This window comes from Natronospirillum operosum, from assembly GCF_004768465.1.
Lineage (GTDB): Bacteria > Pseudomonadota > Gammaproteobacteria > Pseudomonadales > Natronospirillaceae > Natronospirillum > Natronospirillum operosum.
Genome location: NZ_SRMF01000001.1, coordinates 294,126 through 308,054 on the forward strand (window position 1 = coordinate 294,126; position 13,929 = coordinate 308,054).

General features: G+C 61.3%; 13 protein-coding genes. 3 read left to right on the forward strand and 10 right to left on the reverse strand.

What is annotated here, in order from left to right:
- Positions 1-140 precede the first annotated feature (140 nt).
- The 4 genes from E4656_RS01395 to E4656_RS01410 all read right to left on the reverse strand — a co-directional run bounded on the left by E4656_RS01395 (position 141) and on the right by E4656_RS01410 (position 3,240).
- Positions 141-716, reverse strand: a complete 576-nt coding sequence (locus E4656_RS01395; RefSeq protein WP_135480506.1) for a SprT-like domain-containing protein — start codon at positions 714-716, stop codon at positions 141-143.
- Between the two features lie 23 nt (positions 717-739).
- Positions 740-1,963: a beta-ketoacyl-ACP synthase I gene (fabB, locus tag E4656_RS01400; protein ID WP_135480508.1), complete on the reverse strand. Its 1,224-nt coding sequence runs from the start codon at positions 1,961-1,963 to the stop codon at positions 740-742.
- Position 1,964: 1 nt separating this feature from the next.
- Positions 1,965-2,486 (reverse strand): 3-hydroxyacyl-[acyl-carrier-protein] dehydratase FabA, encoded by a 522-nt coding sequence (gene fabA, locus E4656_RS01405; protein ID WP_135480510.1) that lies wholly within the window; start codon positions 2,484-2,486, stop codon positions 1,965-1,967.
- A gap of 202 nt (positions 2,487-2,688) precedes the next feature.
- Positions 2,689-3,240, reverse strand: coding sequence for a hypothetical protein (locus tag E4656_RS01410; protein WP_135480512.1), 552 nt, complete (start codon positions 3,238-3,240; stop codon positions 2,689-2,691).
- 168 nt (positions 3,241-3,408) lie between these two features.
- Here E4656_RS01410 and E4656_RS01415 point away from each other — a divergent pair, with 168 nt between their 5' ends.
- Positions 3,409-4,200: an FkbM family methyltransferase gene (locus tag E4656_RS01415; protein WP_135480514.1), complete on the forward strand. Its 792-nt coding sequence runs from the start codon at positions 3,409-3,411 to the stop codon at positions 4,198-4,200.
- Here E4656_RS01415 and E4656_RS01420 read toward each other — a convergent pair.
- The 6 genes from E4656_RS01420 to map are packed head-to-tail and all read right to left on the reverse strand — an operon-like array spanning position 4,197 to position 11,851.
- Positions 4,197-5,654, reverse strand: a complete 1,458-nt coding sequence (locus tag E4656_RS01420; RefSeq protein WP_135480516.1) for a leucyl aminopeptidase — start codon at positions 5,652-5,654, stop codon at positions 4,197-4,199. The two genes, E4656_RS01415 and E4656_RS01420, sit on opposite strands and share 4 nt — an antisense overlap.
- A gap of 58 nt (positions 5,655-5,712) precedes the next feature.
- The gene (dapD, locus tag E4656_RS01425) at positions 5,713-6,738 is read right to left on the reverse strand and encodes a 2,3,4,5-tetrahydropyridine-2,6-dicarboxylate N-succinyltransferase (protein ID WP_135480518.1); all 1,026 of its coding nucleotides are present in this window, start codon (positions 6,736-6,738) and stop codon (positions 5,713-5,715) included.
- A gap of 37 nt (positions 6,739-6,775) precedes the next feature.
- The gene (locus tag E4656_RS01430) at positions 6,776-7,132 is read right to left on the reverse strand and encodes a Spx/MgsR family RNA polymerase-binding regulatory protein (protein ID WP_240753877.1); all 357 of its coding nucleotides are present in this window, start codon (positions 7,130-7,132) and stop codon (positions 6,776-6,778) included.
- A gap of 33 nt (positions 7,133-7,165) precedes the next feature.
- Positions 7,166-8,365, reverse strand: a complete 1,200-nt coding sequence (gene dapC / locus E4656_RS01435) for a succinyldiaminopimelate transaminase (RefSeq protein WP_135480520.1) — start codon at positions 8,363-8,365, stop codon at positions 7,166-7,168.
- Positions 8,358-11,048 carry a [protein-PII] uridylyltransferase gene (gene glnD, locus E4656_RS01440; RefSeq protein ID WP_135480522.1) on the reverse strand — a complete coding sequence of 897 codons (2,691 nt, stop codon included), beginning with the start codon at positions 11,046-11,048 and terminating at the stop codon, positions 8,358-8,360. The genes dapC and glnD overlap by 8 nt, the downstream gene beginning before the upstream one ends.
- A gap of 17 nt (positions 11,049-11,065) precedes the next feature.
- Positions 11,066-11,851 carry a type I methionyl aminopeptidase gene (gene map, locus E4656_RS01445; protein ID WP_135480524.1) on the reverse strand — a complete coding sequence of 262 codons (786 nt, stop codon included), beginning with the start codon at positions 11,849-11,851 and terminating at the stop codon, positions 11,066-11,068.
- Positions 11,852-12,128: 277 nt separating this feature from the next.
- Here map and rpsB point away from each other — a divergent pair, with 277 nt between their 5' ends.
- On the forward strand, positions 12,129-12,884 hold the full coding sequence (rpsB, locus tag E4656_RS01450) for a 30S ribosomal protein S2 (RefSeq protein WP_135480526.1): 756 nt from the start codon (positions 12,129-12,131) through the stop codon (positions 12,882-12,884).
- Between the two features lie 101 nt (positions 12,885-12,985).
- On the forward strand, positions 12,986-13,858 hold the full coding sequence (tsf, locus tag E4656_RS01455) for a translation elongation factor Ts (protein ID WP_135480528.1): 873 nt from the start codon (positions 12,986-12,988) through the stop codon (positions 13,856-13,858).
- Positions 13,859-13,929 lie beyond the last annotated feature (71 nt).

Sequence of the window (13,929 nt, forward strand, 5' to 3'; positions counted from 1 at the left end):
CAGGGGCTGGCCTCCTACGGTCGGTCTTGCTGTAGGAGCTCGCCCCGCGAGCGATATATCGGCCAGGGGCTGGCCTCCTACGGTCGGTCTTGCTGTAGGAGCTCGCCCCGCGAGCGATATATCGGCCAGGGGCTGGCCTCCTACTGTTGAAGGTGGAGTTGGTGCAGGGCCAGAGTGCCCTCCGACCAGGCCAGAAAATCCTCGTAGGCGCAGTAATACACCGTGCCCAGAGTATCGGGCTGGCCGCGCAGGGCCAGATGGGCGCATTGGCGTGGTTTTCTGTAGCGTCCGGTGATCCAGTGCAGGGTATCGCCGTTCCGGCGGACCAGGGCCCAGCGATAGTCGTTCAGGGCATAGTCGGGGCGCGCCGTAACCTCGGGCGTTTCACCCAGTTCGTGCATGATGCGACGCCACTTCGGGCCGTGACCGGTACCCGGCCCGGCAAGCGCGTGGGCGATCTCGTGCAGCAGGGTGGCGCGGGCCTGGGCCATGTTGCCGGCCGCTGCGTGATGGCGGGAGAGTTCGATGCGGCGCTCGCGGTAACGACAGAGCCCCAGTGTGCGGCGCTGCCGATTGAAGGCAAACTGCCAGCCCGGCAGGTGCCGGGCCAGCAGGGAATCAGCCAGCATCTCTACAGAGCGCAGCTTGGACTGTTGTGCGTCTGCTGCAACCAGACGGTTACTGTCTACTGTCGACCGTCTACTGGCGACCGTCATATGTCCAGCTCACAGCACTGCTTCTAGTTACCGGAATAACGCTGGAAGACCAGCGTCGAGTTGGTGCCGCCGAAACCGAAGCTGTTCGACATGACGCGATTCAGCGTCACCCCTTCGCGGGTTTCGGTCAGGATGTTGCAGCCTTCGGCTGCCGGGTCGAGGGTGTCGACATTGGCCGAGCCGGCTATGAAGTTGTTCTGCAGCATCAGCAGCGAGTAGATGGCCTCCTGCACGCCGGTTGCACCCAGCGAATGGCCGGTCAGTGACTTGGTGGACGCCACCAGCGGTACCGCCTTGCCGGCGAAGGCTTCTTTCACCGCGCCCAGTTCAGCCGTGTCTCCGGCCGGGGTGCTGGTACCGTGCGCATTGATGTAGTCGATGTCGCCGTCAACGGTGCTCATGGCCTGCTGCATGCAGCGCACTGCGCCCTCGCCGCTCGGGGCCACCATGTTGTAGCCATCCGAGGTTGCGCCATAACCGACCAGCTCGGCGATGATGTTGGCGCCTCGGGCCCTGGCGTGTTCCAGCTCTTCCAGTACCAGCATGCCGCCGCCGCCGGCGATCACAAAGCCGTCACGGTCGGCATCATAGGGGCGGGAGGCTTTCTCGGGCGTGTCGTTGTACTTGGTCGACAGGGCGCCCATGGCATCGAACAGGCAGGACAGGGTCCAGTGCTCTTCCTCGCCGCCGCCGGCAAATACGATGTCCTGCTTGCCGAGCTGGATCTGCTCCATGGCATTGCCGATACAGTGCGCGCTGGTTGCACAGGCAGAAGTGATGGAGTAATTGATGCCCTTGATCTTGAAGGGCGTGGCCAGACAGGCCGATACGGTGCTGCCCATGGTCTGGGTTACCCGATAGGGGCCGACCCGCTTCAGGCCTTTTTCCCGCAGGGCGTCGGCGGCGTCTACCTGATTGGCTGAAGACGCACCGCCGGAACCGGCGATCAGGCCCACCCGGGGGCTGGAGTATTCGGCTTCGGACAGTCCGGCCTGCGCGATGGCCTGCGCCAGGCTGTAGTAGGCGTAGGCTGCTGCATCGCCCATGAAACGCAGGGTCTTGCGGTCAATATGTTCCTGCAGGTCCAGATCGGTCTGCCCCGCAATATGACTGCGCATACCCATTTCTGCGTAAGCTTCTACCCGGCGGATGCCGGATTTCATCTGACGCAGACTGTCTGTCACGGCCTCAAGGTCATTGCCGAGGCAGGACGCAATACCCATTCCGGTGACTACTACACGACGCATATCAGCCCTCCATCTGGCCGGACGAAAAGAGCCCGACCCGCAGATCTTTTGCGGTATAAATGACTTTGCCGTCGACTTCGACCGTGCCGTCGGCAATACCCATGACCAGCTTGCGCTCGATCACCCGTTTCATCTGGATATTGTAGCGGACCAGCTTGTTGTCCGGCAGTACCTGGCCGGTGAACTTGACTTCACCCGAACCCAGAGCGCGGCCACGACCCGGGTTGCCTTTCCAGCCCAGGAAGAAACCGACCAGCTGCCACATGGCATCCAGGCCCAGGCAGCCGGGCATGACGGGGTCGCCGGGGAAGTGACAGGCAAAGAACCACAGGTCCGGATTGATATCCAGCTCGGCAATGATCTGGCCCTTGCCGTAGTCGCCGGACCCCTCGGAAATATGAGTGATACGGTCCAGCATCAGCATTTCCTTGACCGGAAGCTGAGCATTGCCCGGACCGAACATGTCGCCGTAGCCGCACTGCAGCAGCATGTCCTTGTCCAGTGAACTGGGTCGTTCTGTCATGTGAGTTAACCTTTCTGTGCTCTGAATCGATTCAGGGGCCAGCCGACGGCTGTGGCCACAATGGGCGAGACAATACCGCAAAAGGTCGTGTCTATTCCATAACAGTGGCGAAAAAGTGTCTTGAATAGGCTGTTGCGGGTACAAAAAACCCGGCTGTGCCGGGTTTTTGTGCGTTGCAGGTGAAGCTCGAAGGCGCTCGGGCTTATTGCTCGAACAGTTGGTCCAGACGACCGCGGTTGTTGCGCACTACGTCCTTGTCAGCTTCCGGGGCACTGGCCATGCGTTCCATCATGGCCATGGCGCCACTGGCCTGCTCCCGAATCATCTCGAGCTGCTGCTCGTTGATGTTCGGATCAGACTCGAGCTGTTCCAGCTGGGCCTGCATCTGCTGCTGCATTTCTTCATAGGAACCGGCCTGCGGGTCTTCTTCCATCACCACGGCACCGTAAGCATTGACGATGCGGGCGCCAGTGCTGGCCCAGGCATCACCATCGTTGAAGCCATAGTCTTCAATGATATCCTGCATGCTCGGGTTCTGGCTCACGGCCATGGACATGGAGGCTTCCAGATTGGTGGGGTCATCCGGGTCCGTCATGTCGGCGTCGGACATTTCGTTTTCCTGGGCCCAGACTTCAATCTCGTCCATGGAGTCGGCCCAGCGGTCGATGACATCACTGTCAAGATCGGTGGCAGAAGCTGCTACCGCTGCCAGCATCAGGGCAAGCGCAGCAAACAAGGGGGTAAAATGACGCACAGGAAATCTCCATCTATCTGTTTTTTGGATCGAAGCAGCCCTGCCAGGGCTTCTACTACGACATAGCCAAAAGAGACTAACCTGCTGCATTTTGTGCGTCAAATGGCCCGCCGAGGCGCAATCGAGCCCGGCATGTCAATCCGGCGCGGTATTCACTATGCTTTGCGCATGAGCAATCTATCCCTGACCCCGGGCTGGCTGCGGCGTTCGGCAGGCCTGCTGCGTTCGCTGATCATTTACCGGCATCCGTTTCGACAGCGCGGGCTGCGCCGTCTTTACAAACCTTTTGTACGCAGCGGCGGGCTGGCGTTTGATGTCGGGGCGCATCTGGGTGATCGCACGCGTGCTTTTTCCAGTCTGGGCTGCCGCGTGGTGGCCTGTGAACCCCAGCCGCACCTGCGCGCCTGGCTGCTGCGCCTGGAAGGCCTCCGGCCCGGGGTGACCATCTGCGCTGCCGCCATAGGCGCCGAATCCGGTCGTGCCGAACTGGCCATCAGTCAGGCCACGCCGACGGTATCGACGCTGGCGACGAGCTGGCGTCGGGGCATTGGTGCAGCCAACGAGACTTTCAGCCGCGTACGCTGGGAAGAGCGCATCGAAGTGCCCGTAATCACCCTGGATGAGCTGATTCGCGAGCATGGACTGCCCGATTTCTGCAAGATCGATGTGGAAGGGTATGAAGAGGCTGTGCTGCAGGGGGTGTCACAGCCATTGCCGGCCCTGTCGATCGAGTTTGTGGCGGGCAGTCTGGATGACACCGAGCGCTGTGTGAAGCGATTGGAAGCGCTGCTGGCGCAAGCGCCGGAACCAAGTCGCTATCGGTACAATGTGGTGCCGGGGGAAGGGCGGCGCTTTCTGTTCGGAGCCTGGCAGGCCCCGGAGGACCTGCTGGGCTGGCTGGCGCGTGGCGCCGGAGGCTATTCCTCCGGCGATGTCTACGCGCGTCTGGAGGCCTGCTAGGCAGCTGTCTTGCCGAGCAGGTACTCGGTCAGCAGGCCGACCGGACGCCCGGTTGCACCGGTCTTGGCGCTGGTCCAGGCGGCGCCGGCGATGTCCAGGTGGGCCCACTTGTAGTTGCGGGTGAACTCGGACAGGTAGATGGCGGCCGTGATGGAGCCCCCGGCGCGACCCTGGCCGATATTGCGCAGGTCGGCATAGGGTGATTCCATTTCTTCGCGGTAGTCGTCCCACAGCGGCATGGGCCAGGCGCGGTCCCAGGCCTGCTGGCCGGCAGCGACCAGGTCCTGTTGCAGGCTGTCGTCGTTGCTGTACAGGCCGATCGGATGGTGGCCCAGGCCGATCACGATGGCGCCGGTCAGGGTGGCCATGTTGACCACGCTCTGCGGTTCGAAGCGCTCGGCATAGGTCAGGGCGTCACACAGCACCAGGCGGCCTTCGGCGTCGGTATTGAGAATCTCGACTGTCTTGCCGGACAGGCTGGTCACCACGTCGCCCGGGCGGGTTGCACGGGCCGAAGGCATGTTCTCGGCAGCCGCCACAATGGCTACCACATTGATCTTCGGCTGCAGCTCGGCCAGCGTGGAGATGGTGCCGAAAACGGACGCGGCGCCGCACATGTCGTATTTCATCTCGTCCATGTTCTGGGCCGGTTTCAGGCTGATACCTCCGGTGTCGAAGGTCAGGCCCTTGCCGACCAGGACATGCGGCTTGACGTCATCACCGGCACCCTTGTAGTGCATGATGATCATCTTGCCGGGTTGGTCGCTGCCCTTTGACACGGCCATGAAAGCGCCCATGCCCATTTTTTCCATTTCGGCTTCTTCCAGAATATCGGTCTGCACCTGCTCGTAGTGGTCGGCCAGGCTCTGCGCCTGCTCGGCCAGATAGGTCGGCGTGCAGATGTTGGGCGGCAGGTTGCCCAGCTCGCGGGCCACGTTCACGCCATGTGCCACGGCCTTGCCGTGCCGGATGGACGCGGCCAGTTCGCCTTCGGCGGCAAGCAGGAAGTGTTCCGTGGTGTATTCGGGGTTTTTCTCGGACTTGGTGGTGTCATAGCTGTAGGTGCTGGTCAGGGTCCACTCCACCAGGTGTGCGGCCAGCCAGTCCTGAGTGCGGTCCTTGACCTTGAGGCCGCTCAGCAACACGGTGACCGAGGTCCGGCGTGACTGCTTGACCACCTGTGCCAGCGCTGCCGCCACCTTCTTCAGTTGATTCTCGCTCAGAGACAGCGAGTCGCCGGTGCCCACCAGCATGATCTGGGCGCCTTCGGGCCGCAGCAAGGGTGTCACGGTGCCATCCTTGGTGCTGATCCACTGTTGTTCACGCCAGGTGCGCACCTGGGCGGCCAGGTCCTTGGGCAGCGGGCTCAGGGCAGCGTCTTCCTTGCCCACAAAGGCGATGACAACATTGGCGGCATCGTTGAAATCCGCCTGTGCAGTCTGTTTGAAATTCATACAGGTGTATCTCCGTTGTCGATCCGCAGGCCGCTTTCGGCCTGCGGTGGTCCGATGTTCAGTTGTTGGCGTGCAGTTCGTCGTTCAGTGCCACGGCACTCTTGTTGGTCAGACATTCCACCTGGCCATTGGTCGAGTTGCGGCGGAACAGCAGGTCGGACTTGCCAGCCAGGTCGCGCGCCTTGACGGTTTCCACCGGTTGTCTGTTCTCGTCCAGCATCTGCACCTTGGTGCCGGCCGTGATGTACAGGCCGGATTCGACCGTGCAGCGGTCACCCAGTGGAATGCCGACCCCGGCATTGGCGCCCAGCAGGCAGTTTTCGCCCACCGAGATGATGATGTCGCCGCCGCCGGACAGGGTGCCCATGGTCGAGCAGCCGCCACCCAGATCAGAGCCGTCACCGACGACGACACCGGCAGAAATGCGGCCTTCGATCATGCCCTTGCCCAGGGTGCCGGCATTGAAGTTGATAAAGCCTTCATGCATGACGGTGGTGCCTGCACCCACATGGGCCCCCAGGCGCACCCGTGCCGTGTCTGCAATGCGCACGCCACTGGGCACTACATAGTCTGCCATCTTGGGGAACTTGTCGACGCAGTCAACACTCAGGGTCTCGCCGGCCAGGCGAGCGGCCATGCGGCGCTCGGGCAGGTCGGGCAGGTCGATCGGGCCCTGATTGGTCCAGGCGATATTGTGCAGCAGACCGAACATGCCGCTCAGGTCGGTGCCGTGCGGGCGTACCAGACGATGCGAGATCAGATGCAGTTTCAAAAAGGCCTCGGCCACTGACTGCGGCGCCACATCGGTGGCCAGTACCACCAGCACCAGGTCGGCATCAAAGGCCACGCCGCGCGCCGCGAACTGGGCGGTCACTTCATGGCCAGCAGCGCTCATGGTCTGGGTGATGGTGTGCAGCGCCGAGCTGCGCAGCTCCAGCACTTCATTGCCACCCTGATAACCCATCTCCTGCAGGCGTTCCTGCAGGCTCTTCGGGGCCGACAGCAGCGGTTCCGGAAACCAGGCTTCGATGATCTTCTTGTCACTGTTGCGGGTTACCGACCCGAGGCCGATTGCAAAGGTCATGCTGTCTCCTGCTTGCAGAAATTGATGAAAGGGAAATTCAAAGTACGGCGGCCCAGTCGTCGGCGTGGAAGCCGACCAGCAGGTGCTCCCCTGCGGGCATGACCGGGCGCTTGATGACCGAGGTGTTGGCGGCCAGTACCGCCGCTATCCGGCTGTGGTCGTCACTGTCGCAGGCCTGTTTGTCGGCCTCGGAAAGACGCCGCCAGGTGGTGCCGCGCCGGTTGACCAGTACCTCGGAGCCAACCTGTTCCAGCCAGGCCACAAGTAGGGCTTCGTCGATGCCGGCCTTCTTGTAATCATGCAGTTCGAACTCGACACCGCGATCGGTCAGCCAGCGCATGGCCTTCTTCATGGTGTCACAGTTGCGGATACCGTAAATCGTGTAATCAGTCACAGTGTATTCCTTGCGCCTTGTTCGGGTCGCCGTCTACAGGCTTTTGCAGAAGTCGCGGATGCGCTCGGCCGCTTCCAGACACTCGCCCAGCGGGGCGACCAGAGCCATGCGCACGCGACCTGCGCCCGGGTTGATGCCATCCACTTCGCGGCCGACGTAGGAGCCCGGCAGTACGGTGACATGGGCCTGTTCATAGAGTCTGCGCGCGAAGTCTTCATCCGATATGGGGGTGCCGGCCCAGAGATAAAACCCCGCATCCGGCATGCTTACGTCCAGCACATCTTCCAGCACCGCCAGTACGCGGCGGAACTTTTCCCGGTAGGCGGTACGGTTCAGCTCCACATGGTTTTCTTCCGACCAGGCGAGGGCACTGGCTTTCTGCACCTGCAGCGGCATGGCACCGCCCTGATAGGTACGATAGCGCAGAAACGGGCGAATCAGGTTCGCATCACCGGCGACAAAGCCGGAACGCAGGCCGGGCAGGTTGGAACGTTTGGACAGGCTGTGGAAGACCATGGCCCGCCGATAGGTCGCATCGCCCCGATGCGCACAGGCCTCCAGCAGGCCGACCGGGCGTTCGCGCTCGGTGAAGTAGATCTCCGAATAGCACTCATCGCTGGCAATGATGAAATCATGCTCGGCGGCCTTGTCGAGCAGATAATCCAGCACATCCATGGGCACCACGGCACCGGTCGGGTTGCCGGGTGAACAGAGGAACAGAATCTGGGTGCGTGCCCAGACCGAATCCGGCACGGCGCGGTAGTCCGGGTTGAAGTGCTGCGCGGGCAGACAGGGCAGCAGCAAGGGCTCGCCGCCGGCCAGGAAGGTGGCGCCTTCATAGATCTGATAGAAGGGGTTGGGCATGACGACATAGGGCCGTTCAGCGGCCTGGCTGCGATCGAACACGGCCTGCACAAAGGCGAAGATGGCCTCGCGGGTGCCGTTGACGGGCAGTACATGGGCGTCAGCGTCCAGCGGTGGCAGACCGAAGCGATGGCTGAGCCAGCGCCCGATGGCATTTTTCAGCTCTGCACTGCCGCCGGTGGTGGGGTAGACCTCGATGTCGTCCAATGCCTCGATCAGCGCCTGGCGCACGAATTCGGGCGCCGTGTGCTTGGGCTCACCGATGGACAGCGCAATCGGGTCCAGGTCCGGGTTCGGTGTGACCTCGGCCTTGAGAGCTTTCAGGCGCTCGAACGGATAGGGCTGCAGCCGACCAAAGTGTTCATGCATGAGTCTGCTCCGTCAGTTCATTCAGCTTGCGTGTCAGTTCAGCACGCAGGCGCTCACTCAGTTCGCCGTCCTGCAGTGGCCGGTTGTCGGCATCCACGACAAAGAAGACGTCTTCCACCCGCTCGCCCAGGGTCGAAATGCGGGCGCTCTGCAGGTAGACCCCGATGTCGATGAACACCTCGCCGATCAGTGCCAGCAGGCCGGGTCGGTCCGTGGTAATGACTTCAACAATGGTGCGCTCGTTGAGCAGGTCATTGGACAGCGTCACCCGGGTCGGAATATTGAAATGCTTCAGTGTGCGCGGCACGCGCCGCGTGCTCGGCTTGCGCTCGGGCGGCTCGGCCACGGCCATCAGCAGCCGGTGCTGGATGTCGCGCAGACGTTCGGTATCGCGCATGTCTATCGGGCTGTCGTCTTCCTCCAGTACGATAAAGGTATCCAGACTGTAGCCGGAAGAAGGCGATGTCATGATGCGGGCGTCATGGATGTTGAGCTGCAACTGGTCCATCACATAGGCAATATCGGCAAACAGATTGATCCGGTCCGGCCCGTAGATGAAGATCTGGGTGGCGGACTCGAACGCCCCTTCGTTCAGTTCCTGTACCAGCACCAGCGGCACGCCTTCGCCCTGCTGACAGATGGCCTTGGTGTGCCAGGCAATGTTCTCGGCGGTTTCGCGCAGGAAATAGTCGTCACCCGGGTTCTTCCAGAAACCGCGTATCTCGTCTTCGGCATAGCCGTCGGCCGCCAGGATGCTGATCGCCTTGCGCTTGGTGTCCTCGATACGTTCTTCCTTGCCCACCGGGTTTTCCAGACCCCGGCGCAGGGCCAGCTTGGACTCGGTGTAGAGCTGTTTCAGCAGTGCCGCCCGCCAACTGTTCCAGAGGCTCGGGTTGGTGGCATGGATATCGGCCACCGTCAGTACGTAGAGATAGTCCAGATGCACCAGGTCCTGCACCTTTTCGGTGAAACGGTGGATGACATCCGGGTCGGACACGTCTTCCCGTTGCGCGGTGAGCGACATCAGCAGGTGATTCTCCACCAGCCAGACCACCAGATCAGTGTCCCAGTCGGGCAGGCGGTGGCGATGACAGAACTGGTGGGCCAGTTCGGCGCCGATTTCGGAGTGGTCGCCGCCCTTGCCCTTGCCCAGGTCGTGGAAGAGCCCGGCAATATAGAGCAGATCCACCTTGGGCAGCAGATGGATGATGCGACAGGCCAGCGGAAACTCCACCAGGTTGGCCCGGTGTCGGAACCGGCGCAGGTTCTGCACGGTTTTCAGGCTGTGGGCATCCACGGTGTAGACATGGAACAGGTCGAACTGCATCTGGCCGATGACATCGCCGAACTCGGGCAGGTACAGACCCAGTACTCCATAGCGGTTCATGCGCCGCAGGTTGGTCGACACCCCCTGCGGCGAGCGCATCAGTTCGATAAAGAAGGAACTGTTGCGAATGTCATTGCGAAAGGCGGGGTCGATCAGATGGCGGTGTGCGAAGATGCTGCGAATGGTACTGGCGCGAATGCCCTTGAGCTCCGGGTTCTCGGCCAGCAGTACAAAGACCTCCATAAGTGCCGACGGGGTGCGCTGAAAGACCTCCGGCGAAGTCATCTCCAGATAGTTGTTGCGTACCTGAAAGCGGTTGTTGAGGCGGCGCGGTTCGGTATCCTTATCCTGACTCAGCAGGGCTTCTTCGAAATGCTGCAACAGCATTTCATTGAGTTCCCGCAGGTGGAAGACCGTGCGGTAATAGGTCTTCATCAGTTGTTCAACGCCCAGCGCCTCTTCGCTGTCGCGGAACCCGAACAGTTCGGCAACGGCCTTCTGCAGGTCAAACAGCAGGCGATCTTCCTCGCGCCCGGCCAGCAGATGCAGCGCATAGCGGATGCGCCACAGATAGTTCTGGCCGTCGATCAGGGTCTGGAATTCGTTCTGGGTCAGAAAGCCGCGCGAGACCAGCTCTTCCAGCCGATCATCACCGAAGTGGCGCTTGACCACCCAGCCAATGGTCTGGATGTCGCGCAGGCCGCCGGGCGAGGACTTGATGTTGGGTTCGAGGTTGTAGGCCGTGTCACCGTATTTCTCGTAGCGGTGCACCTGTTCGTTCATCTTGGCCTTGAAGAAGCTGGCGCTGGGCCAGATATGGGCCGCATCGGTGGCCGCCTGCATAGCATCGAACAGGCTCTGGTCACCTTCCAGCAGGCGGGCTTCCAGCAGGTTGGTGACAATGGTCAGGTCTTCGGTGGCCTCGTCGATACAGGCATCCAGGGTGCGCACGCTGTGGCCGATGTCGAGGTTGAGATCCCACAGCAGGGTGATAAAGGCCTGCACGGACTCCACATGGGCTTCGATGTCCTGCTCGGTGCGAAACAGCAGCAGCAGATCGATGTCGGAATGGGGCAGCAGTTCGCCGCGCCCATAGCCGCCGACGGCGACCAGAGCGGCCTGCCGAGGCCAGTCGAAGTGGTGCCAGAGCCGGTGCAGCAGGGCGTCGATGGCACGGGTGCGGTCGCGCACCAGGTCGGCCACGAACTCGCCGCTGCGAAAGCGCCGGTACTGGGCTTCCCGGGTCTGTTCGAGGGCCTGCTTCAGCGCCCCGATATCCATGGGCTGCTGATTGAGGGCGGCGCTGATGGCCGTTTCATCCAGGATCGAGTCGTTGACTTCTGGTGCCAGCGTCATGATGGAGGTCCGACCTGTTAAAAAGGTAACGTTTCGTCACTGCGTCGGGTGAGCACTTCCGGTCCATCAGAGGTCACCAGTATGGTGTGTTCCCACTGGGCAGACAGCTTGCGGTCCCGGGTGACCACAGTCCAGCCATCCGGCAGCAGCTTGTTGTGTCGCTTGCCGGCATTGATCATCGGTTCGACAGTGAAGGTCATGCCTTCGACAATCTCGGTACCGGTGCCGGGACGGCCATAATGCAGAATCTGCGGGTCCTCGTGGAACACGGTGCCGATGCCGTGGCCGCAGTATTCGCGCACCACCGAATAATGGTTGCTCTCGGCGTGCTGCTGAATCACATGCCCGATGTCACCAATATGCTTGCCGGGCAGGGCCTGTTCAATGCCCTTGTACATGCATTCCTGCGTGACCCGGATCAGGCGCTCTATATGCGGCTTGGGCGGCCCGACCACAAACATCTTGCTGGTGTCACCGTGATAGCCATCCTTGATGACGGTGACGTCGATGTTGAGGATGTCACCCTTCTTGAGAATCTTGTTGTCGTCCGGAATACCGTGGCAGATCACATGATTGACACTGGTGCAGATCGACTTGGGAAAACCCTTGTAGTTCAGCGGCGCCGGAATGGCTTTCTGCTTGTTCACGATATGATCGTGGCAGATGCGATCCAGCTCGCCGGTACTGATGCCGGCCTCGACATAGTCGCCGATCATTTCCAGCACTTCGGCGGCCAGACGGCCGGCGACGCGCATTTTTTCGATGTCTTCGGCGCTCTTGATACTGATGCTCTCTTTACCCATTGACTGCAGATGCTTCCTGAGACTGAGGACGCCAGTTTAGTGTTTTTTGCACCTGACTGCGAGGGTCGACCGCTTCCGGTTGCCTGAAAATGCACTCTGTGGTATAAACCGCGCGCTCCATCGCTGTGTGCCGACCCGTCGGCCCGGACGCTGGAGTAAATACACACGGTCTGACAACACGCATCGCCGGGTGCTGCTCGAGAATCTGCGGATTGCGGGCAGTTGGAGGTGTCAGGTCAGACCGGAGGCCTAACCCAAATTGAAAATGAGGCAATTTATGTCAGTCACCATGCGTGACCTGCTCAAGGCAGGCGTACACTTCGGCCACCAGGCCCGTTTCTGGAACCCGAAGATGAAAGAATACATCTTCGGTGCCCGCAACAAGATCCACATTGTGAATCTGGAAAAGACACTGCCCGCGTTCAATGAAGCGCTGCAGTATGTCGAGAACCTGGGTGCCCAGAAGCGCAAGATTCTGTTTGTCGGTACCAAGCGTGCCGCTGCCGATATCATCAAGCGTGAAGCACAGCGCATCAGCATGCCCTATGTGTCCCACCGCTGGCTCGGCGGCATGCTGACCAACTACAAGACCATCCGTCAGTCCATCCGTCGCCTGCGTGACCTGGAAGCCCAGCAAAACGATGGCACGCTGGACAAGCTGACCAAGAAAGAGCACCTGATGCGCGAGCGCGAGATGGACAAGCTCGAGCGTTCCATCGGTGGTATCAAGGAAATGGGCGGTCTGCCCGATGCCCTGTTCGTGATCGATGTCGACCATGAGCGCATCGCCATTACCGAGGCCAACAAGCTCGGTATTCCGGTTATCGGTATCGTCGATACCAACAGCAACCCGGATGGTGTGGATTTCGTCATTCCCGGTAACGATGACGCCATCCGCGCCATCGAGATCTATGTCACCGCTGTGGCTGACGCTGTCGCCCGCGGTCGTGCCAGTGCCGCTGGCTCTCCGGACGAATTCGTGGAAGTGGAAGAGGCGGAAGCGCCTGCAGAGACCACGACTGAAAAGTCGTGATCTGCACCCTCGGGTCGTCCTGACGACGCCCGATGATACTGGCGGCCTGCAACAGGCCGCCCTTCCATCTGAATCCCAATCTTTTTTCGAGGTAGCAACTCATGGCAAATGTAACAGCAGGACTGGTCAAGGAACTGCGTGAACGCACCGGCCTGGGCATGATGGAGTGCAAGAAGGCACTCGTCGAAGCCGGTGGTGAGATCGAGGTGGCCATCGACAACCTGCGCAAGAGCAGTGGTCTGAAAGCCGCCAAGAAGGCAGGTCGTACCGCCGCTGAAGGCGTGGCCGCCATCCGCGTGGCCGAAAACGGCCAGTCCGGTCTGATTCTCGAAGTCAACTGCGAGACCGACTTCGTGGCCCGTGACGAGAACTTCCTGGGTTTTGTCGACACCGTGGCCGACAAGGCCTTTGCGGATCGTCAGACTGACGTCGCGGCCCTGATGGCCGGTGACCTGGAGTCCACCCGTGAAGCGCTGGTACAGAAAATCGGCGAGAACATCTCTGTGCGTCGCACCGCCGTGGTAGACGGTGGTGAGGGTGCCGTGGTGGATGGCTACATCCACGGCGGTCGTATCGGTGTACTGGTACAGCTGCAGGGCGGCAATGCCGATCTGGCGCGTGATATCGCCATGCACGTGGCAGCGATCAATCCGCAGTACGTGGCACCCGACTCCGTGCCTGCCGAAGTGCTGGAGCGCGAGAAGGAAGTGGTGCGGGCACAGTCCGAGGCCTCGGGCAAGCCGGCCGAGATCATCGAGAAGATGGTGCAGGGCCGTATCAACAAGTTCCTGTCCGAGGTGAGCCTGGTCGAGCAGCCGTTCGTCAAGGACCCGGACGTCAAGGTCGGTGATCTGGCCAAGAAAGCCGGTGCACAGGTGGTCAACTTCGTACGTTTCGAAGTCGGTGAAGGCATCGAGAAGGAAGAAGTCGATTTTGCCGCTGAAGTGGCTGCGCAGGCTGGTCTCAACCGCTGAGCCGGTCCCCGCAAGGCCATACGGCCGACCCCGCGTCCTGCGGGGTCGGTTGCCAGGGTGCGTGATTGCCC